This is a genomic window from Sphingomonas echinoides (genome assembly GCF_029623395.1).
In the GTDB taxonomy this organism is placed as follows: Bacteria; Pseudomonadota; Alphaproteobacteria; order Sphingomonadales; family Sphingomonadaceae; genus Sphingomonas; species Sphingomonas echinoides_A.
Genome location: NZ_JAPYKK010000004.1, coordinates 39,272 through 63,535, shown reverse-complemented (window position 1 = coordinate 63,535; position 24,264 = coordinate 39,272). Strand labels below are relative to the sequence as shown.

Genomic DNA, 24,264 nt, shown 5'->3' with positions numbered 1-24,264 from the left:
GTCTTCGCGTGATCGAGACCGAGCGACTGATTTTGCGGATGGTCAAGCCGCGCGATCGGGCTGCGTTGTGGGACCAGTGCCGCGATCCCGCCGTGATGCAGTACCTGCTTCCCGTCGTTGACGAGGCTGCACTCGATGCGATGATCGCGCGGATGCACGCTTCACAGGCTGAGCACGGTTTCGCCTTCTGGATCGTGGAACGCAGAACGGACGGTGCGTTGCTTGGGATCTGCGGTCTCAAGCCCGGCGCGCCCGATACGCCGATCGAGGGCGCGCTGGAAATCGGTTGGCGGTTCTCGCAGGCCTATTGGGGGCAGGGATATGCGCGGGAAGCAGCGCAAGCGACGCTCGACTGGGCATGGGCACATCTCGCCGCTCCGCAGGTCGTGGCGATTACCGTGCCTGGGAACACCGCCAGCTGGGGGCTGATGGAGCGGCTGGGCATGCATCGCGTCGTCGATGGCGATTTCGACCACCCGCTGGTCGCCGATGGAAGTCCGCTCAAGCGCCATATTCAGTATCGCATCGACAGGCCTTGAATGACACCCCTGCGTAGGCGGCGCGGTGTCGTGCACCCGCTGTTCGTGCTGACGATCCTGTCGAGCGCGTTCTTGCTGTTCCTGGTTCAACCGATGGTTGCGCGAATGGCTCTACCACGGCTCGGCGGAGCCCCGGCGGTGTGGAACTCGGCGATGCTGGTGTATCAGGCGTTGCTGCTCGGCGGGTATGGCTATGCGCACTGGTTGGGGCGGCTCGAGCCGCGTTTGCAGGGGCGGGTTCATCTTGGCGTGCTGCTGGTGGCGGCGCTGTGGTTGCCGATTGGATTGGGCGGATTGGCACCCGGTGCGGGCGTCGCGCCCGCCTTCTGGGTCCCGTGGCTGTTCGTCCTGTCGATCGGTCCGTTGTTTTTTGCGGTCTCGGCGCAATCGCCGCTGTTGCAACGCTGGTTCAGCCTGGCGCGGGAGGGACAGGATCCCTACGCGCTGTACGCCGCATCCAACCTTGGCAGTTTCGCGGGATTGATCGCCTATCCGTTGCTGGTCGAGCCAGCCATGACGCTGTTCGATCAGCGGATCCTTTGGAGCAGCGGATACATCATTCTGGGCGTAATGGTCGCCTTGTGCGCGGCGACACTCCCGCGCGACCGTCCCTTGCAGGCGGTTACGCCGATCCTGTCCGCGCCGCCGGGGCGGAAGCGGATCGCCCATTGGATCCTCCTCGCGTTCGTTCCGTCCGGGTTGATGCTGGCGACGTCGACGTACATCACCACGGACATCGTCGCGATGCCGCTGCTGTGGGTCATTCCGCTCGCGTTGTACCTGTTGAGCTTCACGATCGCGTTTGCGCGCGATCGCGCCGCGGCGGACATCCAGACCCGAGTCGCGCCGATCGCGATCCTGCTGTTTGGCGGAATCCTCGTCAGCGGCATGCCAGGGTTGCCCTATCTCGGCGCGATCATGGCGCTTGCGCTCTTGTTCCTGGTGTCGGTCGCCTTGCATACGGCGCTGTATCGGTTGCGGCCCGAGCCGGACCGGTTGACCGGGTTCTACCTCGCGATGTCGCTCGGTGGAGCGCTGGGTGGGGTGTTCAGCGCGCTCGTGGCGCCGCTGCTGTTCAACTGGACCTATGAATATCCGATCCTGATCCTCGCGGCGGGCGTGCTGACGCCGCATGCCTATCTTCTCGCGCCGTTGCAGCATGTCTGGGAGGGCAACCCATCGCGTCGCCGTGTGCTGATGCTAAGCGTTGCGCTCGTCGTGACAGCGCTGGTCGCCATCATGCTCCTCAACAATGGTGGTGGCGATACGCCGTCGCAGCTTCAGCAAATCGTGATGCTCGGGATCGTCGCGATCGGTGTCCTTTCGATCGGGGCTCCGCTTGCGTTCGGGGTCGCGTTGCTCGGTGTATTGGTTGCCTTTGGGGGATATCAGGCAATCCTGATTTCGCTGGAGCCGGGGGCTCGGACGCGCAGCTATTTCGGGATCTATACGGTGCACAGTAGCCCCGGCGTGCAACAGCTTGCGCACGGGACGACGGTTCATGGGACGCAGCTCCGCGGCTCACCTGCGCGCGAACGGACGCCGACGGCCTATTATGTGCCGGATTCGGGGATCGGACAGGCGATGCAGGCACTTCCAGACCTGTACGGTCGGCATGCGCGCGTCGGTGTCGTGGGGCTGGGGACGGGAACGCTCGCTTGCTATGCCAAGCCGGGGCAGGACTGGCGGTTTTACGAGATCGACCCCGCGATCGTCCGCATCGCGCGGGACAGCGGTCAGTTCAGTTTCCTGGCGCGCTGCCTTCCGAAGCCCACGATCGTGCTGGGCGACGCCCGTCTCAATATCGCGGCAGAGCGACGGGATAGCCTCGATCTGCTGGCGCTCGACGCCTTCTCGTCCGATTCCGTCCCGATGCACCTCATGACGCGCGAGGCATTTGCCAGCTACGGGCGCGTTCTGTCGCGCCGCGGGCTGTTGCTGGTACACGTGTCGAACCGCTTCCTCGACCTCGAGCCGGTGGTGGCCGCCGCCGCAACGGCGGGTGGATGGCACGCGACCACCCTGTTCTACACACCGCCGGCTGATGCCCGCGAGGCCGCGACGATGTCGCAATGGATCGCGCTGTCGCGCGATCCGGCGGTGATACGGGTGCTGCAAGCGCGCGATTCAGGTTGGAAACCGATCCGTCACCGTCCCGGCTTCGTGCCGTGGACCGACGGGTATTCGACGGTGCTACCGCTGATCAAGGGGTACTGACGGCGCAGCGGTTCAGCGTTCCCGCAACCGGGGCATCAGCTCGACGAAGTTGCAGGGCTTGTGCCGGCTGTCGAGCTGGTCCTTGAGGATCCCGTCCCAACCATCCTTCACCGCACCCGTCGATCCCGGCAGCGCGAAGATATACGTGCCGCGCGTCACGCACGCACAGGCGCGCGACTGCACCGTGGAGGTGCCAATCGATTTGAAACTCAGCCAGCGAAACAGTTCGCCAAAGCCCGGGATCATCTTCTCCGCGATCCGTTCGATCGCTTCGGGCGTGACGTCGCGGCCGGTGACGCCGGTGCCCCCGGTCGTGATCACGCAATCGACGGCTTCGTCGTCAATCCAGCGATGCAGTACGGCGATGATGAGCGCCACGTCGTCCTTCACGATCTCCCGATCGGCGAGCACATGACCCGCGTCGCTCAGGCGCGCGACGAGCGTGTCGCCCGATCGATCCTCGGCAAGACCGCGCGTATCGGAAACGGTAAGGACCGCGATCCGAACCGGTTGAAAGGTTGCGGTCAGATCAATTGGCACTGGCGACCGCCTGGCGACTGTTGCTCGAACTCAGGCGAACCGCGCTCGCGCCCGGCATTCCGGGGAACCGTGGCCACAAGCCCTGCGACAACGCCGCCCGGCTGGCCGACGCACGGCGCCCGGTCTGCGCCTCATACACCCAGTAATTGCGCAAGACCGTCGTGACATAGCCGCGCGTCTCCCAATAGGGGATCGATTCGATGTACAGAAGCGGATCGCCACCGTCATGCGCTTGCGCATCCCACGCCTGAACCGGGCCCGGCCCGGCGTTATAGGCTGCGATCACCTTGGGCAGCAGACCGTTGGTGCAACTCTGATCGCGCAGTTGTTCGAGATAGCTTTGGCCGACCTCGATATTGGTGCCGGGTCGCGATAGCGCGGTACGGTCGAAGATTCGCCCTTGCTTGCGCGCAATGTCAGTGGCCGCGCTCGGCATGACCTGCATCAGGCCATAGGCGCCGGCCTTGCTGACGACATCGGTCCGGAACCGCGATTCTTGCAGCGTGTGCGCGTAGACCAACGCCTTGTCGACGCGCCAGCCGCCGTCGGGCGTCCAGTTCGGCGCGGGGAAACGTGCCTCGACCGGGGGTGCCGCACCGACCGGGCCGTTATGCGACAGCCAGACGAGCGTCGATGGAAGATCGAGCGCAGCCGTCAGCCGGACAAGCGAGGGATATTCCGCCGCATTCCCGATCCGCGCCTGTTGCTTGATCACCTGATCCGCGAGAGCGTTCTCGCCGATCTCGACCAGGGCAGCCGCGACGTGAATGTTGGGACGATGTTCGAGCGCCTGCCAGTCGCCGGCGAACACCTTGGCGTTCGACTTCAAGGGTGCGTCCTTGATCGCGAGCGCCTGGCGCGAAAGAAGCCCGTAGAAGGTCTCGCGATACTGCGCGGCGTTCTTGAGACGGCCTTCCACCTTGTCGGGACGCCCGCACTGCATGTCCGCGCGCGCTGCCCAGTACAGGCCGGCCGCACGCATATCGACATCGCCCGCCCGTGCAGCGACGTTCTGGAAGGCGTCGCCAGCGGCGGCGCAATCGTGCTGACGCCACGCTGCCAGCGCGCCGACCCACATCGCCTCGACCGCGAAATCGCCGTAGCCGGTCATTGCCTTCGCGGCCATCGCGCGCGCGTTATTGTCGTCCCCCGCGAGATAGTACATCCACGCGATCTTGCGCTGCCACTCGGTGATCGAATCCTGCGACAGCCCATAGGTCGATTCAAGCAAAGCCTGCGCTTCCGAGCCAAGATCCTCCTTGACGTATGGCTGCATCTTGATGGCCAGTTCGGCAGCGATCATGTCGCCCGCGACCAGGCTCCTGGCGCGCTTGCGCGCTGGGGCGCCATCGATCCAGATCAACGCGCGCGCTTCGGGGAGTGCGGGGAGGCCGACGCCCCCGCGCGACGCCGCCATCGTCGCCAGCTGACGCGCCTGGGGCAATTCGGGCGCTTCGGAAAGCAGCTTGAGCAACGGATCGAGATCCGCCTTGGGTGAGCCCTTGGCGGTGAGCAGTTCGGCGCGGGCGATCGCATGCAACGGGCCCGGTTTCATCAGGTCGAGCGCAAGCTGCGCATCGAGCCACTTCTGTGCGCGGATGGCGCTGAACACCGCACGATAGCCTTCGCGCTGCTGGGGATCGAGCTGCGGCGGGATGGCCGGGCGGGCGTTGGCCGTTTCGACACTCGCTGGCTCGACCGCGGCATGGGCGATCCCCGGTACGATCGACAGGACGCTCGCCAGCGTTAGGGATACCGACAGAAATTTCTTTGCGCTCATGCGCCTAACCCCGCGATAAGCATTTGTAAGTCCTTCCAGGCACGTGCCTTTTCCGCCGGCCGTTCGAGCAGCAGTCGCGGATGAAAACTGGCGACGGCTTCGACGGCGATGGATTTGCCGGATTGTCCAACTTCCACATTAACCCATTGCAAACGTCCGCGTGCTCTCGGCACATCGGCCCCGATTAGCGCACGGCTTGGCGCGTTCCCTAACACAAACAGCCGCTTCGGTTCCACTATTGCGACGTGGTGCCGGATCAGCTCGCCGAGCCGTTGTTCGATCTCGGGCGCTATGCGCCCTGCCACCGGCCGAATCGTGCACATCGGTGCGATATAGACCGAGCTTCGGTCCCGTCCGATCGCGGCGAGCATACGGTCGAACAGCCGTCCCGCCGCGCCACTGAGCAGCGTTCCCGATTCGGCGTCGTCGCGGTCCGGAACGTCGGTGACGATCATGATGTCGGATTTTGGATTTCCGGTCGCCAGGATCGACGCGCCGCTCCACCCGCTTTCGGGAGCCTCCGAACCACCACGCCAGGTCGAGAACGCTTCCAGATCGGTCGGCAAGGGCGCGACGATCGGCGCATTGGATTCCGCTACGGCATGCCGCTTCGTTTCGCGAACGACCGGCGCCGGTACCGCAGTCCAGTCGCGCGGCGCCTCGTCCGCGAGTGAGTCTACACCCGCGTCACGCCACCATTCGAGCACGCTCGCTGCGGCGATTTGCCAATCGATATTCTGGTCCGCCCCCATGCGGCCCTTAGAGTCCTATGTTGACGCGAAGGTCAATTCACTGGCACTCGGTTTTTATAGCGATGGGGCCGGACGTTCCGCGGGCGCGACGAGACTGCGCTGCCCCAACCGCAGTGGAGAGACACCGTGAGCGAGACCGAAACCCAGCGTGAGTCGATGCCCTATGACGTTGTGATCGTCGGCGCGGGGCCTGCCGGCCTGTCCGCCGCGATTCGACTGAAACAGGTGGCGGCCGAACGCGACCTCGAATTGTCGGTGTGCGTGCTCGAAAAAGGGTCGGAAGTCGGCGCGCACATCCTGTCCGGCGCGGTCATCGATCCGAAATCGCTCGACGAGTTGCTGCCCGACTGGCGCACTATGGGATGTCCATTGGCCGAAGTCCCCGTGACGGACAATCAGCACTGGATGCTGTCCAAGCGCGGCAAGCGCGCGGTGCCGCATTTCATCACGCCCGGCTTTATGCACAACAAGGGCACCTACACCGGCAGTCTGGCCAATCTGTGCCGCTGGCTGGCGGGGCAGGCGGAGGAACTGGGGGTGGAGATCTTCCCCGGGTTTGCCGCCGCCGAAATCCTGTACAATGAAGATGGCTCGGTGAAGGGCGTCGCGACCGGCGACATGGGCGTCGCGCGCGATGGCTCGCACAAGCCGGACTATACGCCAGGCCTGGAGATCCACGCGAAGTACACCTTCCTCAGCGAAGGCGTGCGCGGGTCGCTGTCCAAGCAGATCATCGCCAAGTTCGATCTTGCACGGGACAGCCAGCCGCAGGTGTACGGGATCGGCATCAAGGAGCTGTGGGACATTGCGCCCGACAAGCACGTTCCCGGTCGTGTGATTCATACACAGGGCTGGCCGCTCAACGAGACGCCCGGCTCGAACGGTGGCGGCTTCCTGTATCATCAGGCGAACGGTCAGGTCGCGCTCGGGTTCGTGACGTGGCTGAGCTACACCAATCCGCACCTGTCACCGTTCCACGAGATGCAGCGCTGGAAGACGCACCCTGCGATCGCGGAGATGCTGCAAGGCGCCAAGCGCGTGTCGTATGGCGCGCGCGCGATCAACGATGGCGGCTTGCAGTCGATTCCGAAGCTGGTGTTCCCGGGCGGGGCGCTGATCGGCTGTTCGGCGGGCTTCCTCAACGTACCGCGGATCAAGGGTACGCATACCGCAATGAAGTCGGGCATGATGGCCGCCGAAGCCGCGGTCGACGCGATCGCATCGCAGCGCCAGCATGACGAACTTGCGGCGTATCCGGCAGCGTTCGAGGAAAGCTGGGTCAAGAAGGAGCTTTCGATCGTCCGCAACGTCGTGCCGCTGGTGGAGAAGTTCGGCGAGCTGATCGGCTCCGGGCTCGCCAATGCGACGATGTGGCTGGAGAGCTGGGGCGTGAAGATGCCGTTCACGATGAAGCATCACGCCAACCACAAGACGCTGTGGCGCAAGGATCAGGTCCACCCGATTCAATATCCCAAGCCCGATGGCGTCCTGACGTTCGACCGGCTGTCCTCGGTGTTTATCTCGAATACCAATCACGAGGAAAACCAGCCGGTTCACCTGAAGCTCGCGGACCCGGACATTCCGGTGAAGTACGATCTGCCGCTCTACGACGAACCCGCGCAGCGCTATTGCCCGGCGGGTGTGTACGAAATCGTCGGCGAGGAAGAGGGCGACCCCAAGTTCGTCATCAACGCGCAGAATTGCGTGCACTGCAAGACGTGCGACATCAAGGACCCGACCCAGAACATCACGTGGACGGTGCCGGAAGGCGGCGGGGGTCCGAACTATCCGAACATGTGATAGCGGGGCTCCATGATTGTCGAATCGGCTCCGGCCAAGATCAACCTGGCGCTCCACGTCCGTTCGCGACGCGCCGACGGATATCACGAACTGGAAACGCTGTTCGCGTTCGTCACGGACGGGGACACGGTGACGCTGGCGCCGGGTCCGTTGTCCTTGACCATCACAGGACCGTTTGGGTCAGGGCTTTCGGGCGAGGGCGATAATCTCGTCTTGCGCGCCGCGCGAGCGTTCGCCGAGCGGTTCGGGACGAGCGTCAGCGGTGCGTTCACGCTCGACAAGCATCTGCCCGTCGCATCCGGAATCGGCGGCGGTTCGGCGGATGCTGCCGCCGCGCTGCGCGCGCTTGCCCGGGCCAACGACGTTGCGGTCGATGATCCTCGCCTGTTCGAGATCGCCGCGGTTCTCGGATCGGACGTGCCCGCGTGCCTGTTGGGGCGTACGGCGCTGGGGTCGGGCCGCGGAGAGCATCTGGAGCCGCTCGATGGTCCGTCAGGGATGCCCGTGTTGCTGGTCAACCCGGGAGTGGCGGTATCGACGGCGGCCGTCTTCCGGGGATGGGACGGCATCGATCGCGGACCGATGCCGGACGGCGACGTCTTGTCCCTCGCGCGTGCCGGACGAAACGATCTCGAAGCACCGGCCCGCGCCGTGGCGCCTGAAATCGGCTTGGTGCTTGATTACCTGAATGGGGGTAACCATGTCCTGGCACGGATGTCGGGGTCTGGCGCCACCTGTTTCGCCCTTTACGCCACCGTCGCGGACCGCGCAGCGGCAGCCACTGCAATAATGGCTGCAAAACCGGACTGGTGGTGTCTTAAAACGGCACTCGCATGACACTTTACCGTATCAAACCGGGACGTAATTGCGTCATTCGGCGTCAAAATGCACGGGTTTTCGCGCCTGGCGTGATCCTTGCTGAGGGACTCGTCGATGGGTCCGCTGCTGCCCGTGGTTCGCCCATCGATGGTCCGTGGCTACGCCGCGCGCCATCCAGGCCGAGGGGCGGCGAGGGTAACTTTGCCGCCCCCATCCGCGCATGAGCATACCCGAGATCCTCAATGGCGCGTCGGGCGGAATCCTCCTGCTGTGCGACCATGCGTCCAACGTGGTTCCCGCAGGCGTAGACCTTGGAATTTCACCGGTTATTCTCGACAAGCACGTCGGCGTTGACATCGGAACCGCCCCGCTGACGAGGGCATTGTCCCACGCGCTCGCGGCGCCGGCTGTTCTGGCAACGGTATCGCGGCTGGTCATCGATCTTCACCGCCAGCCGGACCATCCCGGGCTGATCCCGCAAGTCAGCGACGGCCATCCCATTCCCGGCAACGTCGATATCGACCGAGACGACCGGATCGCGCGGTTTCACAGGCCGTATCACCGCGCGCTGGACGAGACCATTAGAGCCGTAAAACCGAAGCTACTGGCCGCGATCCATAGTTTCACCCCGCAACTGGAAGCCGGTGAGAATCCGTTACGCCCATGGGATATCGGGATTCTTTCCAACCGCGATCGGCGCGCCGCCGATATTGCATTGCCCTTGTTACGTGAGCTTGGCCTCGTCGTTGGCGACAACGAACCCTACTCGGGCCGCCTGCTCAACGCGACGTTGAACCGGCATGGCGAGGGCCGGGGAATCCCTGGCATTGCGATCGAAATCCGCAACGATTTGCTGTCTGACGAAGCCGGCGTCCAGCGCTGGACCGACATTCTGGCGCCAATCCTGCTGGAAATACGTAATAGACTTGCGCGAGAGGGGCGTCTCGCGACATAGGCGCGCGCATGACACGCACTTTCGACAAATCGAAGCTCCCCAGCCGTCACGTTTCGGTCGGGCCCGAGCGCAGCCCGCACCGTAGCTATTATTACGCGATGGGGATCGCCGAAGAGGACATCGCCAAGCCGTTCGTCGCCTTGGCGAGTGCCGGTAACAATTCGGCACCGTGCAACACGACGTTGGATTCGCAAGCGGATGCCGCCCAGGCGGGGGTCATCAGCGGTGGCGGGATGCCGCGTCGGTTCAACACGATCACCGTTACTGACGGGATCGCGATGGGCCATCAGGGCATGAAGTCCTCGCTGGTCAGTCGCGAAGTCATCGCCGACTCGGTTGAGCTGTCAGTCCGCGGCCATTGCTATGATGCGCTGGTCGGCTTTGCCGGGTGCGACAAATCGCTGCCCGGGATGATGATGGCGATGCTGCGGCTCAACGTGCCGAGCATCTTTGTTTACGGCGGGTCGATCCTTCCGGGGCGTTTCCACGACAAGGACGTCACCGTCGTCGACGTATTCGAGGCGGTCGGCAAATATGCTGCTGGCGGTTGTCCGCTGCAGGAACTGATCGAGCTCGAGAAAGTCGCCTGCCCCGGCCACGGTGCATGCGGCGGCCAGTTCACCGCGAACACGATGGCGTGCGTCGGCGAGGCAATCGGGCTTTCGCTCCCCAACTCCAACATGATGCCCGCGCCGTATCGCGGCCGGGACGAGATTGCGATTGCTGCGGGCGAGCAAGTGATGGCACTGATTGAAGCCAACATCAGGCCGCGGGACATTTGCACGCGCGAAGCCTTCGTCAACGCAGCGCGCGTCGTTGCGGCGACTGGCGGCTCGACCAACGCTGCGTTGCATTTACCGGCGATGGCGAGCGAAGCGGGGATCGAGTTCGACCTGTTCGACGTTGCTGAGGCTTTTAAATCAACACCTTACATCGCCGACCTCAAGCCAGGCGGGAAGTATGTCGCCAAGGATATGTACGAGGCTGGCGGCGTGTACATGCTGATGAAGACGATGCTGGCGGGTGGATTCTTGGACGGCAACTGCCTCACCGTGACTGGCAAGACGCTCGGCGAGAACATTGATCAGGTCACGTGGAACCCCGATCAAAAGGTGATCTACGACGTCAAGACGCCGCTGTCGCCAACCGGCGGTGTCGTTGGTCTGCGTGGCTCGCTTGCGCCCGATGGAGCGATCGTCAAGGTCGCGGGGATGCATCGGCTCCAGTTCGAAGGTCCGGCCCGGGTGTTCGACTGCGAGGAGGATTGTTTCGCTGCGGTCGAGGCGCGCGCCATCAACGAGGGCGAGGTGATCGTCATTCGCTACGAAGGGCCGAAAGGTGGTCCTGGGATGCGCGAAATGTTGTCGACCACGGCGGCTCTGTACGGGCTCGGACTTGGCGAGAAGGTCGCACTGATCACCGACGGCCGGTTTTCGGGTGGGACGCGCGGGTTCTGCATCGGTCATGTTGGTCCCGAAGCGGCGGAAGGCGGTCCGATTGCGTTGGTGCAAGATGGCGACACGATCCGAATCGATGCCGAGGCCGGGACGATCGACCTCGACGTCGCGCCGGAAACCCTCGCGGCGCGCGAGGCCGACTGGGTGGCGCGGATCAACGATTACCAGTCCGGCGCGTTGTGGCGCTATTCGCAGACGGTCGGTCCTGCCTATAAGGGTGCGGTAACGCATCCTGGAGCAGCAACCGAACGTCATGTTTACGCGGACATCTAAGTCGGTCTGTACGCTGCTGATGGCGCTGGCGGTGTCATTGGGGGCGTGTGGCCAGCAGCCGATCCCGGAAAGCGAAGCCCCGAAAGGCGACCCCATCGCCTGTTCGGAAGCCGGGGTCGGTCTTGCGGCAACTTGTACCCTTGAAGTGATGCAAACCCGCGAGGGGCTGGCCCTCACCGTGCGTCATGCGGATGGCGCGTTCCGCCGGATGATCGTGCCTAGGGACGGCCATGGTGTCGTTGCCGCCGATGGCGCGGAACCGGCGGTCTTGCGCGTGTTGAACGCCGCGGCAATAGAGGTCGCGATTGGCCGGGACCGGTATCGTCTGCCGTCGACGATCAAGGGCGTAAGGCTCATCGAATGACCCCGATCGACGGAACCTCCATTCTGAGCGCCGCAGAAATGCGGCGTGCCGAGGCGAGGGCGATGGTCGACGAGGTTACCGTAGACAGTCTGATGCATGCCGCTGGCGTGGCAGTGGCGAAGGCAGTTCGGCGCCTAGCGGGGGAATCGGAGATTCTCGTCGCCTGCGGAGCCGGGAACAACGGCGGCGATGGGTACGTCGCGGCGCTCACATTACGCGACATGGGCTTAGCGGTTCGGGTCGCAGCCTTGGCCGATCCGAGCAGTGATGCAGCAATTGCCGCACGCGCGCATTGGCGTGGTCCGGTCGAGCCATTGAATGTGGCGGCGCCCGCGCCCGTCTTGCTCGATGCCGTGTTCGGCACGGGTCTTACCCGACCGGTCGATCCGGATCTTGCTGAGACAATGGCGCGGCTTTCCCGCGCGGCGCGCCTCGTCATTGCGGTCGACCTGCCAAGTGGCGTTGATACCGATACAGGTGCAGTCCTCGGGGCGGCGACGGTCGCGGACGTGACGCTGGCCTTGGGCAACGTGAAACCAGCGCATCTGCTGGTTCCCGCGGCCACGTATTGCGGGAAAATACGCTTATTAGACATAGGTCTAGGGCCGCAATCCGATACGAAGTGGCAAGTTGTCCAGCGTCCCACGTTTCTCCAAGCGCCGGGAGCTGCAGCACACAAATACACGCGTGGCATGGTCGCGGTCATTGCAGGCGCGATGCCTGGCGCCGGAGAGCTCTCAGCGGAGGCGGCGTTGCGCGCCGGGGCAGGGTATGTGCTGCTGCTGGGGGAAACACGAACGACAGTGCCGCATGCGATCGTACGGCGACCGTATGAACCGGATGCGCTTGGCGACGTTCGGATCGGTACAATCGTGATCGGTCCCGGGCTTGGCCGCGATGCCGCGGCTGGAGCGATGCTGGACCGGGCGCTCGACGTCGACACTGCGCTGATCATCGACGGTGATGCCCTGCAGTTGATCGATAAACGGCGTATGGCGTCAATCCGCCGCCGTACCGCGCCGACAATACTGACACCCCACGCTGGCGAGTTCGATGCCGTATTCGGGGCCAGCGACACCCCGCGGATCAAGCAGGCGACGGCTGCGGCGCAAACCGCAAAGGCAATCGTCGTGCTGAAAGGAGCGGGCACGATCATCGCCGGGCCGAATGGTGCTGCGATCGTGACCCAACCCGCAAACAGCTGGCTTTCGACGGCAGGAACGGGAGACGTGCTGACTGGGGCAATTGCTGCAATGGTTGCGGCGAAAGATCTTGCAGCCGTTCGGATGATCGATCGCGTCGCCGCTGGCGTATGGCTCCACTCGGAGGCGGCGCGACGGTTGTCCGGTCCTTTCCTCGCCGATGATCTTGCGCACGGGCTCGGTGCCGCTAGGGCGTCGATATGACCGATACGATCGTGAAAGTAGCCGCACGCGGCGATGGCGTGACCGGCGACGGCCGTCATGCAAAATTTGCCGCGCCAGGCGACCGATTGACGGCAGACAATGTCGTCGAGCCTGGGCCGCATCATCAAATACCACCTTGCGGGCATTTTCCAGTGTGCGGCGGTTGCCAGCTCCAACATCTCGACGACGAGAGCTATGCCGTTTTCCTTGTCGATCGGATCGCGGGGGCGTTGGCAGCGCATGCCTTAGTGACCGATATTCGGCAACCGATGCTATCGCCGCCCCAAACACGGCGCCGTGCGACGTTGCACGCAGAGGTTAAGGGCGGAACGATCAAGCTGGGGTTCAGTGCGGCGGCAAGCCACGAGATCGTGGACTTGAAGGAATGCCATGTCCTCACGCCTGCGCTCTTCCAGATGCTGGCACCGTTACGGAAGCTCTTGTCGAAGTCTTTGAAGGGACGGGCGCGGGTCCATCTGACCGAGATCGATCAGGGCATAGACGTGCTGATAGAAGGGACGCTCGCGGAAAGTCTTGCCGTTGCCGAAGCGTTAACCCGATTTTGTGCTGATCACGCGATAGCGCGGCTGGCGGTGGACGATGGTCTCGGGCCTGAAACCCGTTGGGAACCCGAGGGCGGTACGATCACGTTTGGCGGCGTTCCTGTGCCGTTTCCCCCGGCGTCGTTTCTTCAGGCTACGCGCGAAGGACAGGAAAGCCTGATCGCTTCGGTCCGCGAGGCGGTTGGAACGGTGCGCGGAGCGACCGCCGACTTGTTCGCCGGACTTGGCACATTCGCGCTTTCTCTGTCGGGAAAGGTTTATGCAGCCGAGGCCGGTCGCGACGTGATCCTTGCGCTTCAGGCCGGAGCCAGTCGCGCCGGGCGAACGCTCTTTACCGAGCATCGCGACCTTTTCCGCCGACCGTTGACAAGCGCGGAATGCTCGCGCTTCGCCGCCGTCGTACTGGATCCGCCGCGGGCAGGCGCACGGGAGCAGGTTGCTCAACTGGCCGCGTCGACCGTACCTGTAATTGCTTATGTATCCTGCAATCCGAGTAGCTTCGCCCGGGACGCGGAAACGTTGTGCAAAGGTGGGTACCGACTGGAATGGATCCAGCCCATCGGACAATTCCGGTGGTCGACGCATACCGAGTTGGCTGCGCTGTTTCGGCGGTGACGTCGGTCTAGAGTTTCTCGGCGAGCCATATTCCGGCGTCATCGCAGCTTGGGTCGGCGGTCATATGCGCGATCAGGCGCAGCCCGCTATCGGCGATCGCGTCGGAGTAATTCGTCGCTTCGAGGTCGAATCGGTATGGCGACCCGTCGCGATAGTCCTTTCTGCTTGGGTCGAGATCCGCAGGCGCATTGAAGAGCATCCGCCCTTCAGGCTTGAGCCAGGCGGCGGCACGGCGCGCCATGACGGCGCGGTCATCATGGCTGAGCCAGGTCAGCGAATTCCACGCGATTACCGCATCGAAAGTCTGGTCGATCGCTACCGTCCGCATGTCCGCCTTGATCCACTGGCCTCGGGGGAAGCGGGTGGTTGCCAGCGCGATGACTGATCCTGCGGCATCAACTCCCGTAAGGGCGAAGCCACGATCCATCAAATATCGCGCAATCGGCTGTCCGTCGCCGCAACCCAAGTCGAGGATAGTGCTTCCCGTCGCCAACGGAGCGACGAGACGGTCGATCCACGCTTTGCCGACGAAGCTGCCCGCGGGTGCGTTATCCGTCATGAGTTTTTGGGAACCGGTATGCAAAATAACCGTTTAGTTGACGGGAGTGGCGGATGTCGGTTTGCGACATCACCTAGAACCGAAAGGATAAGTGCCATGGGCGAACTCATCGACAAGATCAAAGGCAACGTCAACGAGGCCGTTGGCAAGGTTAAGCAGGAAAGCAACAATCCTGAGACGCAGGCAGACGGCGCAGCGCAGGAAGCCAAGGGCAAGGCCCAGCAGCTGGGTGGCAAGGTCAAGGGCGCGCTCGGCGACGACATCTGATCAGCTCGTTGTAAGTTGCGTGGGCCGCTCCGGGAAACCGGGGCGGCCTTGCTATGTCTAGAGCATGCCTCCGGACGTGATCACCCGTACGTCGGTTTTGAGGTGAAGAACCCTGACCCCGGTCTGCGCCATGGCGCGTCCAAGGGCCGGGGCGAACGAACCGGTCGTTTCGACAGTTTCCGCCCAACAACCGTACGCGCGGCCCAAGGCTGCGAAATCCGGATTATTCAACGTTGTCCCGCTGATACGAGAGGGAAATGCGCGTTCCTGATGCATTCGAATCGTACCGTAGGCGGCGTTGTCGACGATTATGACCAGCATGTCGGCTTTATGGGCAACCGCGGTCGCGAGTTCCTGACCGTTCATCAGAAAGCAGCCGTCCCCCGCAAGCGTGACAACCATCCGGCCAGGATATCGCAGTGCGGCGGCGGTGGCGGCCGGGACGCCGTAACCCATGGCACCGGCAGTTGGCGCCAGCTGCGTCCCAGGTCCGTCATACCGCCAATAGCGATGCCACCAGCCTGAGTAGTTTCCAGCGCCGTTGCATATGATGCTGTCGGCGGGCAGCTGCGCGCGCATCTCGGCGACGCACGGCCCCAAATCGAGCGTTACGTCAGGTCGTGGCAACGGTGTCGACCACGCAAGATACGCATCGTGCGCTTCGGTACCGTCCCGCGGTCGGCAAGTAATCGAGTGGAGCGCCTCGGCGAACGATCCCATGTCCGCGCAAATCGCAAGATCGGTACGGTAGGTCTGGCCCAGTTCAGTCGCATCCGGGTGAACGTGCACGAGCCGCTGGCCAACGTGGTCCGGCGTGACGAGCGTGTAACCGTCCGTCGTGGCCTCCCCCAGTCGCGGGCCGACGACGAGCAGCAAGTCAGCCTCTCGAACTCGCTTTACGAGGGCGGGGTTGGGCCCATATCCAAGGTTGCCGGCCCAGACCGGCGACGTATTGGGCAGCGCATCCTGACGACGAAATGCGGCAGCAACCGGAAGTGCGCTCCGTTCCGCCCAGATGCCGAACGATTCGGCAGCTCGCGCGCTCCACCCAGCGCCGCCGATGATGGCAAGTGGCTGCTGTGCCTCCTCCAGCATTTCTGCCAAGACATGGAGCTGAAACGGGTCACAAGCCTGTACGACTGGCGCAACCCTTGGACGGTCTACAGTTTCGACGACGTCGAGCAGCATGTCTTCGGGCAACGCCAAGACGACAGGTCCAGGACGACCAGACATAGCGACGGCGAAAGCCCGGGCAACATACTCGGGAATACGGCGAGCATCATCGATCTTGGCCGCCCATTTCGCGATCGGCGCGAACATCGCCGGAAAGTCGATTTCCTGAAAGGCCTCGCGATCCCGCGTGCCGCGGTCGACATCGCCAATGAACAAGATCATCGGTTGCGAATCCTGCATGGCGACGTGAACGCCGATCGACGCGTTGGTAGCGCCCGGACCACGGGTCACGAACGCAATGCCCGGTCGCCCGGTCAAGGCGCCATCTGCGCACGCCATGAACGCCACGCCACCTTCCTGCCGGCAAACGGTAAGGTCGATCTGCGGTGAATCGTACAACGCATCCAGAACCGCGAGGAAACTTTCCCCCGGTACGGTGAAGATGCGGTCACACCCCTGCGCCAGAAGGTTGTCGACCAAAATCCGGCCACCGGTGCGAGGAGAAAGCGATGTCATGGCGTGATCTTAGCGATGCTTCGTCAGCAGCGCAAAAGGGCCGTGACGGTCGCCGGGGAAGCCCCTTGCTCGAGCTTCATATCGTCCCGTCAAACGGGACATTGGCTGTAGAATGATCCGAAACTTCTGTGGTCAGCATGCGGCGGGTGAGGCCGCTTCAGCAGGGTGGGTCTTGGCGCGACAGCAAAGACCCACCCGACCAGATCAGTGAGCCTTCGCGACGCCTTGTTCTTCCATCAGCGAAGCCAATTCGCCGCTCTCGTACATTTCCATCATGATGTCGGACCCGCCCACGAATTCACCCTTTACATAGAGCTGCGGGATCGTCGGCCAATCAGAGAAAGCCTTGATGCCCTGACGGATGCCTTGGTCCTGCAAAACGTCGACACTGTCGAACTCGACGCCGACATGGTTGAGGATTGCGATCGCACGGCTCGAAAAGCCGCACTGCGGGAAGAGGGGGCTGCCCTTCATGAACAGCACAACGTCGGACTTGCCGACTATCTCGGCGATACGGGTGTGGGATTCGTCGGTCATCATCATTACTCCTGAACAGGAACGGCAGTGGAGAGCTGCAGTGCATGGAGCACGCCCCCCATGCGATCGCCCAACGCGGCGTAAACGGCGCGCTGTTGCTTCAACCGCGGCAGGCCGCGGAAACTTTCTGCGGTGACACGTGCGGCCCAATGGTCGCCGTCACCCGCGAGATCGGTCATCTCGACTCGAGCATCGGGAATACCGGCGACGATCAGCGCTTCAATTTCGTCAGCAGACATTGGCATCATTCGGATCCCATCAACTGGCGACGTGCCTCGATCGTCTTCTCTTCGATCGTGCGACGAATGGTGGCTTCGTCGATCGCGATATTAGCGGCGGTCAGATCGCTGACCAGCTTGCGGATAACGTCTTCGTCGCCGGCTTCTTCAAAATCAGCCTGGACGACCGCGGTCGCATAGGCGTCAGCCTCCTCCTTGGTCAGCCGCATCTCCGCAGCCGCCCAATGCCCCAGCAAGCGGTTGCGCCGGGCGATGATGCGGAAAGCCATCTCTTCGTCACGTGCAAATTTGGTTTCGAATGCGCGCTCGCGATCGTCGAAGCTGCTCATGTGACGTTGGTCCCCGGAAACGGTGAGAAATGATGTAACGGAGATAGGGGCAGCGTCGCGCTGGTGCAACGCATCGCTGTCGGAACGTTCGTCGTGCAAAACCGGGTCGGAGAATCATCGGAGTTCGGTTAGGGCTTTCTAGGCATGGCATCTTCTCCCCCGAAACGTCCCCTGTTCGAGCGGGTCGGTGCACCGGCCGACTCTGCCCACGCCACACGGTCGCTGCCGGAAGCGCATCGCAGCGTGAAGGTTTGGGAGTCGGGAGACCCAAAGCGTTCGCGCTTCCGGCAGTGGCTGGCGTTCGCGGGTCCGGGTTTCCTCGTTTCGGTCGGTTATATGGATCCCGGCAATTGGGGCACCGATCTCGCGGGGGGCAGCCAGTTCGGCTATACGCTGCTGTGGGTCATTCTCGCATCGAACCTGATGGCGATTTTCCTTCAGGTGTTGTGCGCGCGGCTTGGGATCGTCACCGGTCGCGACCTCGCTCAATCCTGTCGGGATTATTACGCGCGCCCGGTCGGGATTGCCCTGTGGTTGCTGTGCGAGATTGCAATCATCGCGTGCGACTTGGCGGAAGTGATCGGGTCTGCAGTCGCGCTCAACTTGCTGTTGGGGTTGCCGCTGGTGTGGGGAGTGGTCCTCACCGGTCTCGATGTTTTGCTCTTGCTGCTGCTGGTCAACCGCGGGTTTCGCAAGATCGAGGCGATCATCATCGTTCTGGTGGCGACCATCGGGCTGTGTTTTGCGTACACGATCGTGCTGGCCAAACCGGACTGGAACGCAGTCGTGTTGGGGGCGGTGACGCCCGCGATACCTAATACCGCGGCGCTGTTGATCGCCTTGGGGATTCTCGGCGCGACGGTCATGCCGCACAATCTGTATCTGCACTCGTCGATCGTCCAGACCCGCGCATTCGGCGCGGGGAAACGCGACGTCAAAGCGGCTCTGGCGTTCAACACGATCGACACCATTCTCGCGCTGGGCATGGCGTTTTTCGTCAACGCGGCGATCCTGATACTGGCTGCAGCGGTCTTCTGGCGGAACGGTATGGTCGTGTCCGAATTGCAGGAAGCGCATCAGTTGCTTCGTCCGGCGCTGGGTGGTGCCGCGGCAACTGCTTTTGCGCTGGCCCTGCTTGCCTCAGGTCAATCCAGTACCATCACCGGGACACTGGCGGGGCAAATCGTGATGGAGGGTTTTCTCAACATCAGGGTGGCCCCGTGGCTGCGACGTCTGGTGACGCGTGGACTGGCGATCATTCCGGCCCTGATCGTCATTTCCGCGACGGGCGGGAAAGATACGGTGGAATTGCTGGTCGTAAGCCAGGTCGTCCTGTCGATGCAGCTCCCGTTCGCGATCTTCCCGCTGATGATGGTGACGAGCAGCCCGGTGCGGATGGGGGAATATGCCAATCCGCTGTGGGTCAAGCTCGTGGGTTTCACGATCTGCACTGCGATCGCTGGGCTCAACGTCTACCTGTTGTGGGAGACGATCGGGCCGATCTGGGTGGGATTGATCGGTGCCGCGATACTCGGATTCGCTGGCTACGTGCGGTTCGTCTACCGCGCGACCTGAGCCGGTCGAAAGAATTTTCGAATGCGGAAGTGTTGCGATACCGTGGGACGAGCGCACGCCCGTCCCACGTGTCGCGGCTATTGTGCGACCGTAACCACGAGTTTGCCGATCGCTCCCCGCGCGGCCATTTTCGCGATTGCCTTGCCACCGTCCTCGAACGCGAACGTCTCTGTCACGCGTGGCGCGATCTTGCCATCCTGCCAAAGCCGGAAAAGACGGTCGATATGAGCTCGGTTTGCCTTGGGGTCGCGTGCCGCAAATGCTCCCCAGAACACGCCGCAGACGTCGCAGCTTTTGAGCAGGGTCAGGTTGAGCGGCAGTTTCGGGATGCCAGCGGGAAAGCCAACCACGAGGTAACGGCCTTCCCAGCCGATCGAGCGGAGAGCGGGCTCGGCGTAATCCCCCCCGACCGGATCGTAGATCACGTCGTAGCCGCCTGCGCCGCCCGCCGCCTTGAATTGCTCGGCGAGCGCCTTGGACTGATCCTTGTCGAAGGGTGCCCGGGCGTAGATGATCGTTGCGTCGGCACCGGCATCGCGGGCGGCCTGCGCCTTTTCCTCCGACGAAACCGCCGCGACCACGCGCGCGCCGAACGCCTTGCCCAGTTCGATCGCAGCGAGCCCAACCCCGCCCGCTGCACCGAGGACGAGAAGGCTTTGCCCCTCAGCCAGGCGGCCGCGATCGATCAGGGCATGGATCGTGGTGCCGTAGGTCAGCAGTAGCGACGCGCCCTCAGCGAAGCTGCGCCCTTCCGGAAGCGCGAACAGGCTGGCCGCAGGCAGGGCGACTTTTTCGACCAGCCCGCCCGAGCCGGTGGTCGCAATCACGCGGTCGCCAGGTTTCCAGTCGGTAACACCAGGGCCGACACTCTCTACGACACCAGCAATTTCGCTGCCAGGCGCGAATGGGCGAGGTGGCTTGAACTGATACTTGTCCTCGATGATCAGGACGTCGGGGTAGTTGATCGAGCACGCCTTGACCGCGACCACCACCTGACCCGATGCCGCCACGGGATCGGGCAGCGTGTCCATGATTAGCGTTTCAGGTCCGCCCGGCGCTTTCGACAAGAGTGCTCGCATCCGCCCGTTCTCCGCTCATCCACGGCCGGTGTTCGCTTACCCCGGCTTCGTATTTCGAAATCGCGGTATCTCTTGCCAGGGTCAGGCCGATCTCGTCCAGCCCTTCCATCAGGCACTGTCGGCGGAAGGCGTCGAGCTCGAACGAAAAGCGGTCCTGATACGGTGTCGTGACGGTCATCGTTTCCAGATCGATCGTCACGGGTTGATCCTGTGCGACTTCCAAAAGCCGATCGATTGCCGCTTGTGGCAAAACCACGGCGACAATTCCGTTCTTGAACGCGTTGCCGGAAAAAATATCGGAAAAGCTCGGTGCAACCACGGCGGTGATCCCCAGGTCGGCAAGCGCCCACGCCGCATGTTCCCGACTCGATCCGCAGCCAAAATTGTCGCCAGCGATCAGGATCGGGGCGCCGTGGTAACGGGGATCATCGAAAATGTTGCCGGGTTTAGCGCGCACTGTCTCAAACGCGCCCTTGCCGAGGCCTTCGCGCGTCACCGTCTTCAACCAGTGCGCCGGAATGATGACGTCGGTATCGACATTTTTCTGGCCCCACGGGTAGGCCGTGCCGGAAACTTGCGTGACGGGCTGCATCGCTTAATCCTATGGTCTGTCGCGTCAGGCGGGCACACCGGAGCCGGGGAAAACGGCACCAGTCTGCACAGGGGTCACCGGTCTTTGGAGGCAATCGCGTCGTTCGCGCTGGTGCGCGCAGTTGCGGCGTAAGCGGCGATACCGCTTGCCAATGTCCCCATCACCAACAAAATTAGAACACGCTTCATGGTTTGTCCCCCCTTACGCCGTTACAAGATCGCGCACGTCACTCAATCGCCCGGTAACGGCGGCTGCCGCCGCCATGGCCGGCGAAACCAGATGCGTGCGCGCACCCGGCCCTTGACGCCCTACGAAATTGCGGTTCGAAGTTGAAGCGCAACGGAGACCAGGCGGTACTTTATCGGGGTTCATTGCAAGGCACATCGAACATCCCGGTTCGCGCCATTCAAAACCGGCTGACACAAAAATGCGGTCGAGACCCTCTGCCTCCGCCTGACGCTTGACCAGACCGGAGCCTGGAACGACCAGCGCATGGACGCCATCCGCAACGTGCCGACCCTTGGCGACTTGAGCCGCAGCTCGCAGATCCTCGATGCGGCTGTTCGTGCAACTGCCGATGAACACGTAATCGATCCCAACGTCCTGCATCGCCGTGCCAGCCGTCAACCCCATGTACTCGAGCGATTTGCGGGCTGCATCGCGCTTTGCCGGATCGGCGAAGCTATCGGGGTCGGGAACGGTGCCCGTGATCGCGACGACGTCCTCCGGGCTCGTACCCCACGTCAGCAACGGGGCGATGTTGGTAGCGTCTAGCGTGACCGTGCGGTCATAGCGCGCGCCGGGGTCGGTCGGCAGCGTACGCCAATAGGCGACCGCGCGATCCCAATCATCGCCCTTCGGGGCCATCGGTTTGCCTTTAAGATACGCGAACGTTGTATCGTCGGGGGCAACCAGACCCGCGCGGGCGCCCCCTTCGATCGACATGTTGGCAACCGTCAGTCGGCCCTCGATCGACATCTCCCGGATGATCGACCCGGTATATTCGAGCACATGGCCCGTTCCGCCCGCAGCGCCGATCTTGCCGATGATCGCGAGGATGACATCCTTAGGTGTGATCCCGAAGCCGAGCGTGCCGTCGACGCGGATCTCCATCGTCTTCGATTGGCTCAGCAAGAGGGTCTGGGTTGCGAGAACGTGTTCGACCTCACTCGTCCCGATCCCGAAGGCGAGCGCACCGAGCGCGCCATGCGCCGAGGTATGGCTGTCGCCGCATACCAATGTCGTGCCGGGAAGGGTGAAGCCTTGCTCCGGGCCGACGACATGGACGATCCCTTGCGCCGCTGCGATCGCGTCGATGTAATCGATGCCGAACTCGCGCGTGTTGCGCTTGAGCGCATCGAGCTGCTGTACGCTTTCGGGATCCGCGATTGGCAGGCGCGCGCCGCTGGCATCGCGACGCGGCGTGGTCGGGAGGTTGTGGTCCGGAACCGCGAGCGTGAGATCGGGGCGACGGACGCTTCGTCCGTTAGCGCGCAGACCGGCAAACGCTTGCGGGCTCGTAACTTCATGGACGAGGTGGCGGTCGATATAGATCAGGCAGGTCCCATCGTCGCGGCGTTCGACCACGTGATCGGCCCAAATCTTTTCGTACAAAGTCAGGGGTTGGCTGGACATGTTGCGCGCTTTAACTGAAAAATGCGTGAATGCAATGTTACGCACCGCGTTTGTTGCGCAGTGGCTACGTCATTTTGTCGACGTCGAGCGCCTGACCGTAGCCCCGCGAAGGTGGTACTACAGGACGTAGTGGGCGGTCGTTTTGCTCGCGATCTCGTCGCTGCTTACGCCGGGTGCGGTTTCCACCAGTTTGAATGGGGAGTTGTGATCAGCGCGCTGGAACACGGCCAGATCGGTAATGATCATGTCGACCACGTTCTTACCGGTCAGCGGCAGGGTGCAGGCGGGAATGAACTTGGGGTCCCCGTTCTTGGATGTATGCTCCATCACGACGATGATCTTCTTCACCCCCGCGACCAGATCCATCGCGCCGCCCATGCCCTTGATCATCTTGCCCGGGATCATCCAGTTGGCGATGTCGCCATTCTCGGCGACTTCCATCGCGCCGAGGACGGTCAGGTCGATGTGGCCGCCACGGATCATCGCGAAGCTATCGGACGAGCTGAAATAGGCGCTTTGCGGCAATTCACTGATCGTCTGCTTGCCAGCATTGATAAGGTCCGCATCTTCTTCGCCCGCGAGCGGGAAGGGGCCGATGCCGAGCATTCCGTTCTCGGATTGCAGCGTCACCTCGACGCCCTGCGGAATGTGGTTGGCGACCAGCGTGGGAATGCCGATGCCGAGATTGACGTAGAACCCGTCCTGCAGCTCCTGCGCAGCGCGGGCGGCCATTTGGTCCCGGGTCCAGCCTTTTGCCTGATCGGCCATCACTTGTCTCCTGCGGGCGGGGCCCAGCGTTTGTCGTGCGGGAAAACGTCGTCGAAGCTGCCCTTGAGCGCGCTGCCGTACACCGGGTTGGGCAGGATGAACCAGCCGGCCCCGAATTTGGCTGCAATTGGCTCGCGCTGGACAGCGGCGCGCCGCGCGGGCGGAGTGAGGGCAGTGTTGAACAGGTCGCTGAAATCGCCGAGCTGGTCTCCGCCCATCGCGACCACGCAGAACTTGGCCGCGATCGTGGCGCGGCGGCCATCCTTGCGGCTGCCCATTGCATCGTCGCCTGCGAGGTAGAGCGTTTCGCCATGCACCGCCGGCCCGAGCCCGGCGCGCTCGATCGTCGCGCGGGTTACGTCGGCATGGGCTGCCGAGCGATTGGTGTTAAATATCACGGTCACGCCCATGCGGCGAAGCGCTTCGAGCGCCTGGGCCGCGCCGGGTTGCGGGGCGACTTTGTCGAGGTCGGTTAGCTCCCAGGCGTCCCATGTCTTTTGGTTGTACGGCGCCGGGTGTGCGGCGTCGTTCGCCTCGAAGCCGAGGTTGAGGAGAGCGGTTTCGTCGACGTCGAAGACGGCAGCCTTTGGCTTGATGCCGCAGGGCACCCATTTGGGTGCGGCGAGCGTGGCGTCGGGGGCGAGGACGGCGGAGTCCGTTGGGGTCGCAGCAACCTGCGCCGCAGCGAATTGCGTCAGCTGCCGCCAGGTCTGAAGCGCTTGCGCGGCGGCTTCGCCAGAACCGTAGAGGTACTGCATTTCGGGCGGGACAGCGGGCCTGCTTGGGGGCGCCACAGCGACGGGCGGCGTCGTCGTGCAGGCTGAGAGCGCCAGTGCCGCCAGTATCAAGCCCCTCCCCTTCAGGGGAGGGGTTGGGGGTGGGGCTGTGCCTTGCAGAGAGCTGGGTTTTGCTGGA

Annotated in this window: 24 protein-coding genes; 11 read left to right on the top strand and 13 right to left on the bottom strand. The window is 63.3% G+C overall.

The features are described from left to right. Positions 1 to 8: 8 nt before the first annotated feature. Both QBJ92_RS03930 and QBJ92_RS03925 read left to right on the top strand, forming a co-directional pair. Complete coding sequence (locus QBJ92_RS03930) at positions 9 to 539, top strand: GNAT family N-acetyltransferase (RefSeq protein WP_277968378.1); 531 nt, start codon at positions 9 to 11, stop codon at positions 537 to 539. After that, complete coding sequence (locus tag QBJ92_RS03925) at positions 540 to 2,756, top strand: fused MFS/spermidine synthase (RefSeq protein ID WP_277968377.1); 2,217 nt, start codon at positions 540 to 542, stop codon at positions 2,754 to 2,756. Between the two features lie 12 nt (positions 2,757 to 2,768). Here the strand turns inward: QBJ92_RS03925 and moaB are convergent, their stop codons facing one another. From moaB to QBJ92_RS03910, 3 genes are read right to left on the bottom strand one after another with little or no spacing between them, the layout of a single operon-like run. Beyond that, a complete protein-coding gene (gene moaB / locus QBJ92_RS03920) occupies positions 2,769 to 3,296 on the bottom strand; it encodes a molybdenum cofactor biosynthesis protein B (protein WP_277968376.1) in 528 nt (175 codons plus the stop codon). Then, positions 3,286 to 5,076, bottom strand: a complete 1,791-nt coding sequence (locus QBJ92_RS03915; protein WP_277968375.1) for a lytic transglycosylase domain-containing protein — start codon at positions 5,074 to 5,076, stop codon at positions 3,286 to 3,288. The genes moaB and QBJ92_RS03915 overlap by 11 nt, the downstream gene beginning before the upstream one ends. Continuing rightward, positions 5,073 to 5,828 carry a uracil-DNA glycosylase gene (locus QBJ92_RS03910; RefSeq protein ID WP_277968374.1) on the bottom strand — a complete coding sequence of 252 codons (756 nt, stop codon included), beginning with the start codon at positions 5,826 to 5,828 and terminating at the stop codon, positions 5,073 to 5,075. Before QBJ92_RS03910 ends, QBJ92_RS03915 begins: the two co-directional genes overlap by 4 nt. Positions 5,829 to 5,984: 156 nt before the next feature. Between QBJ92_RS03910 and QBJ92_RS03905 the strand changes: the two genes are divergently transcribed. The 7 genes from QBJ92_RS03905 to QBJ92_RS03875 all read left to right on the top strand — a co-directional run bounded on the left by QBJ92_RS03905 (position 5,985) and on the right by QBJ92_RS03875 (position 14,080). Next, positions 5,985 to 7,628 (top strand): electron transfer flavoprotein-ubiquinone oxidoreductase, encoded by a 1,644-nt coding sequence (locus tag QBJ92_RS03905; RefSeq protein ID WP_277968475.1) that lies wholly within the window; start codon positions 5,985 to 5,987, stop codon positions 7,626 to 7,628. A 12-nt stretch (positions 7,629 to 7,640) separates the two neighbouring features. Next, the gene (locus QBJ92_RS03900; protein ID WP_277968373.1) at positions 7,641 to 8,465 is read left to right on the top strand and encodes a 4-(cytidine 5'-diphospho)-2-C-methyl-D-erythritol kinase; all 825 of its coding nucleotides are present in this window, start codon (positions 7,641 to 7,643) and stop codon (positions 8,463 to 8,465) included. A 202-nt stretch (positions 8,466 to 8,667) separates the two neighbouring features. After that, positions 8,668 to 9,402, top strand: coding sequence for an N-formylglutamate amidohydrolase (locus QBJ92_RS03895; protein ID WP_277968372.1), 735 nt, complete (start codon positions 8,668 to 8,670; stop codon positions 9,400 to 9,402). 8 nt (positions 9,403 to 9,410) lie between these two features. After that, a complete protein-coding gene (gene ilvD / locus QBJ92_RS03890; RefSeq protein ID WP_277968371.1) occupies positions 9,411 to 11,132 on the top strand; it encodes a dihydroxy-acid dehydratase in 1,722 nt (573 codons plus the stop codon). A gap of 19 nt (positions 11,133 to 11,151) precedes the next feature. Beyond that, the gene (locus QBJ92_RS03885) at positions 11,152 to 11,496 is read left to right on the top strand and encodes a hypothetical protein (RefSeq protein WP_277968370.1); all 345 of its coding nucleotides are present in this window, start codon (positions 11,152 to 11,154) and stop codon (positions 11,494 to 11,496) included. Next, entirely contained in the window at positions 11,493 to 12,902 is a 1,410-nt protein-coding gene (locus QBJ92_RS03880) for an NAD(P)H-hydrate dehydratase (protein WP_277968369.1), read from the top strand. The genes QBJ92_RS03885 and QBJ92_RS03880 overlap by 4 nt, the downstream gene beginning before the upstream one ends. Then, a complete protein-coding gene (locus QBJ92_RS03875; RefSeq protein ID WP_277968368.1) occupies positions 12,899 to 14,080 on the top strand; it encodes a class I SAM-dependent RNA methyltransferase in 1,182 nt (393 codons plus the stop codon). The genes QBJ92_RS03880 and QBJ92_RS03875 overlap by 4 nt, the downstream gene beginning before the upstream one ends. A gap of 7 nt (positions 14,081 to 14,087) precedes the next feature. Here the strand turns inward: QBJ92_RS03875 and QBJ92_RS03870 are convergent, their stop codons facing one another. Beyond that, positions 14,088 to 14,639 (bottom strand): class I SAM-dependent methyltransferase, encoded by a 552-nt coding sequence (locus QBJ92_RS03870; RefSeq protein ID WP_277968367.1) that lies wholly within the window; start codon positions 14,637 to 14,639, stop codon positions 14,088 to 14,090. Between the two features lie 96 nt (positions 14,640 to 14,735). Between QBJ92_RS03870 and QBJ92_RS03865 the strand changes: the two genes are divergently transcribed. Beyond that, positions 14,736 to 14,906 (top strand): CsbD family protein, encoded by a 171-nt coding sequence (locus tag QBJ92_RS03865; protein ID WP_277968366.1) that lies wholly within the window; start codon positions 14,736 to 14,738, stop codon positions 14,904 to 14,906. Between the two features lie 57 nt (positions 14,907 to 14,963). On the opposite strand, the gene QBJ92_RS03860 is transcribed toward QBJ92_RS03865, so the two are convergent. From QBJ92_RS03860 to QBJ92_RS03845, 4 genes are all read right to left on the bottom strand, one after another. Beyond that, positions 14,964 to 16,595, bottom strand: a complete 1,632-nt coding sequence (locus QBJ92_RS03860) for a thiamine pyrophosphate-binding protein (protein WP_277968365.1) — start codon at positions 16,593 to 16,595, stop codon at positions 14,964 to 14,966. Between the two features lie 204 nt (positions 16,596 to 16,799). Next, positions 16,800 to 17,132, bottom strand: coding sequence for a Grx4 family monothiol glutaredoxin (grxD, locus tag QBJ92_RS03855; protein ID WP_277968364.1), 333 nt, complete (start codon positions 17,130 to 17,132; stop codon positions 16,800 to 16,802). A 5-nt stretch (positions 17,133 to 17,137) separates the two neighbouring features. Beyond that, a complete protein-coding gene (locus tag QBJ92_RS03850; protein ID WP_277968363.1) occupies positions 17,138 to 17,377 on the bottom strand; it encodes a BolA family transcriptional regulator in 240 nt (79 codons plus the stop codon). Further along, on the bottom strand, positions 17,377 to 17,700 hold the full coding sequence (locus QBJ92_RS03845) for a DUF1476 domain-containing protein (protein ID WP_277968362.1): 324 nt from the start codon (positions 17,698 to 17,700) through the stop codon (positions 17,377 to 17,379). The genes QBJ92_RS03850 and QBJ92_RS03845 overlap by 1 nt, the downstream gene beginning before the upstream one ends. A 144-nt stretch (positions 17,701 to 17,844) precedes the next feature. Between QBJ92_RS03845 and QBJ92_RS03840 the strand changes: the two genes are divergently transcribed. Continuing rightward, positions 17,845 to 19,275, top strand: a complete 1,431-nt coding sequence (locus QBJ92_RS03840; RefSeq protein WP_277968361.1) for an Nramp family divalent metal transporter — start codon at positions 17,845 to 17,847, stop codon at positions 19,273 to 19,275. Between the two features lie 77 nt (positions 19,276 to 19,352). On the opposite strand, the gene QBJ92_RS03835 is transcribed toward QBJ92_RS03840, so the two are convergent. From QBJ92_RS03835 to QBJ92_RS03815, 5 genes are all read right to left on the bottom strand, one after another. Beyond that, positions 19,353 to 20,354 (bottom strand): NADPH:quinone oxidoreductase family protein, encoded by a 1,002-nt coding sequence (locus QBJ92_RS03835; RefSeq protein ID WP_277968360.1) that lies wholly within the window; start codon positions 20,352 to 20,354, stop codon positions 19,353 to 19,355. After that, positions 20,317 to 20,946: a 3-isopropylmalate dehydratase small subunit gene (leuD, locus tag QBJ92_RS03830; protein WP_277968359.1), complete on the bottom strand. Its 630-nt coding sequence runs from the start codon at positions 20,944 to 20,946 to the stop codon at positions 20,317 to 20,319. Before leuD ends, QBJ92_RS03835 begins: the two co-directional genes overlap by 38 nt. A gap of 201 nt (positions 20,947 to 21,147) precedes the next feature. Further along, the gene (gene leuC / locus QBJ92_RS03825; RefSeq protein WP_277968358.1) at positions 21,148 to 22,581 is read right to left on the bottom strand and encodes a 3-isopropylmalate dehydratase large subunit; all 1,434 of its coding nucleotides are present in this window, start codon (positions 22,579 to 22,581) and stop codon (positions 21,148 to 21,150) included. A 117-nt stretch (positions 22,582 to 22,698) separates the two neighbouring features. Next, a complete protein-coding gene (locus QBJ92_RS03820; RefSeq protein ID WP_277968357.1) occupies positions 22,699 to 23,349 on the bottom strand; it encodes a CoA transferase subunit B in 651 nt (216 codons plus the stop codon). Further along, positions 23,349 to 24,107: an HAD family acid phosphatase gene (locus tag QBJ92_RS03815; RefSeq protein ID WP_277968356.1), complete on the bottom strand. Its 759-nt coding sequence runs from the start codon at positions 24,105 to 24,107 to the stop codon at positions 23,349 to 23,351. Before QBJ92_RS03815 ends, QBJ92_RS03820 begins: the two co-directional genes overlap by 1 nt. Positions 24,108 to 24,264: the final 157 nt, after the last annotated feature.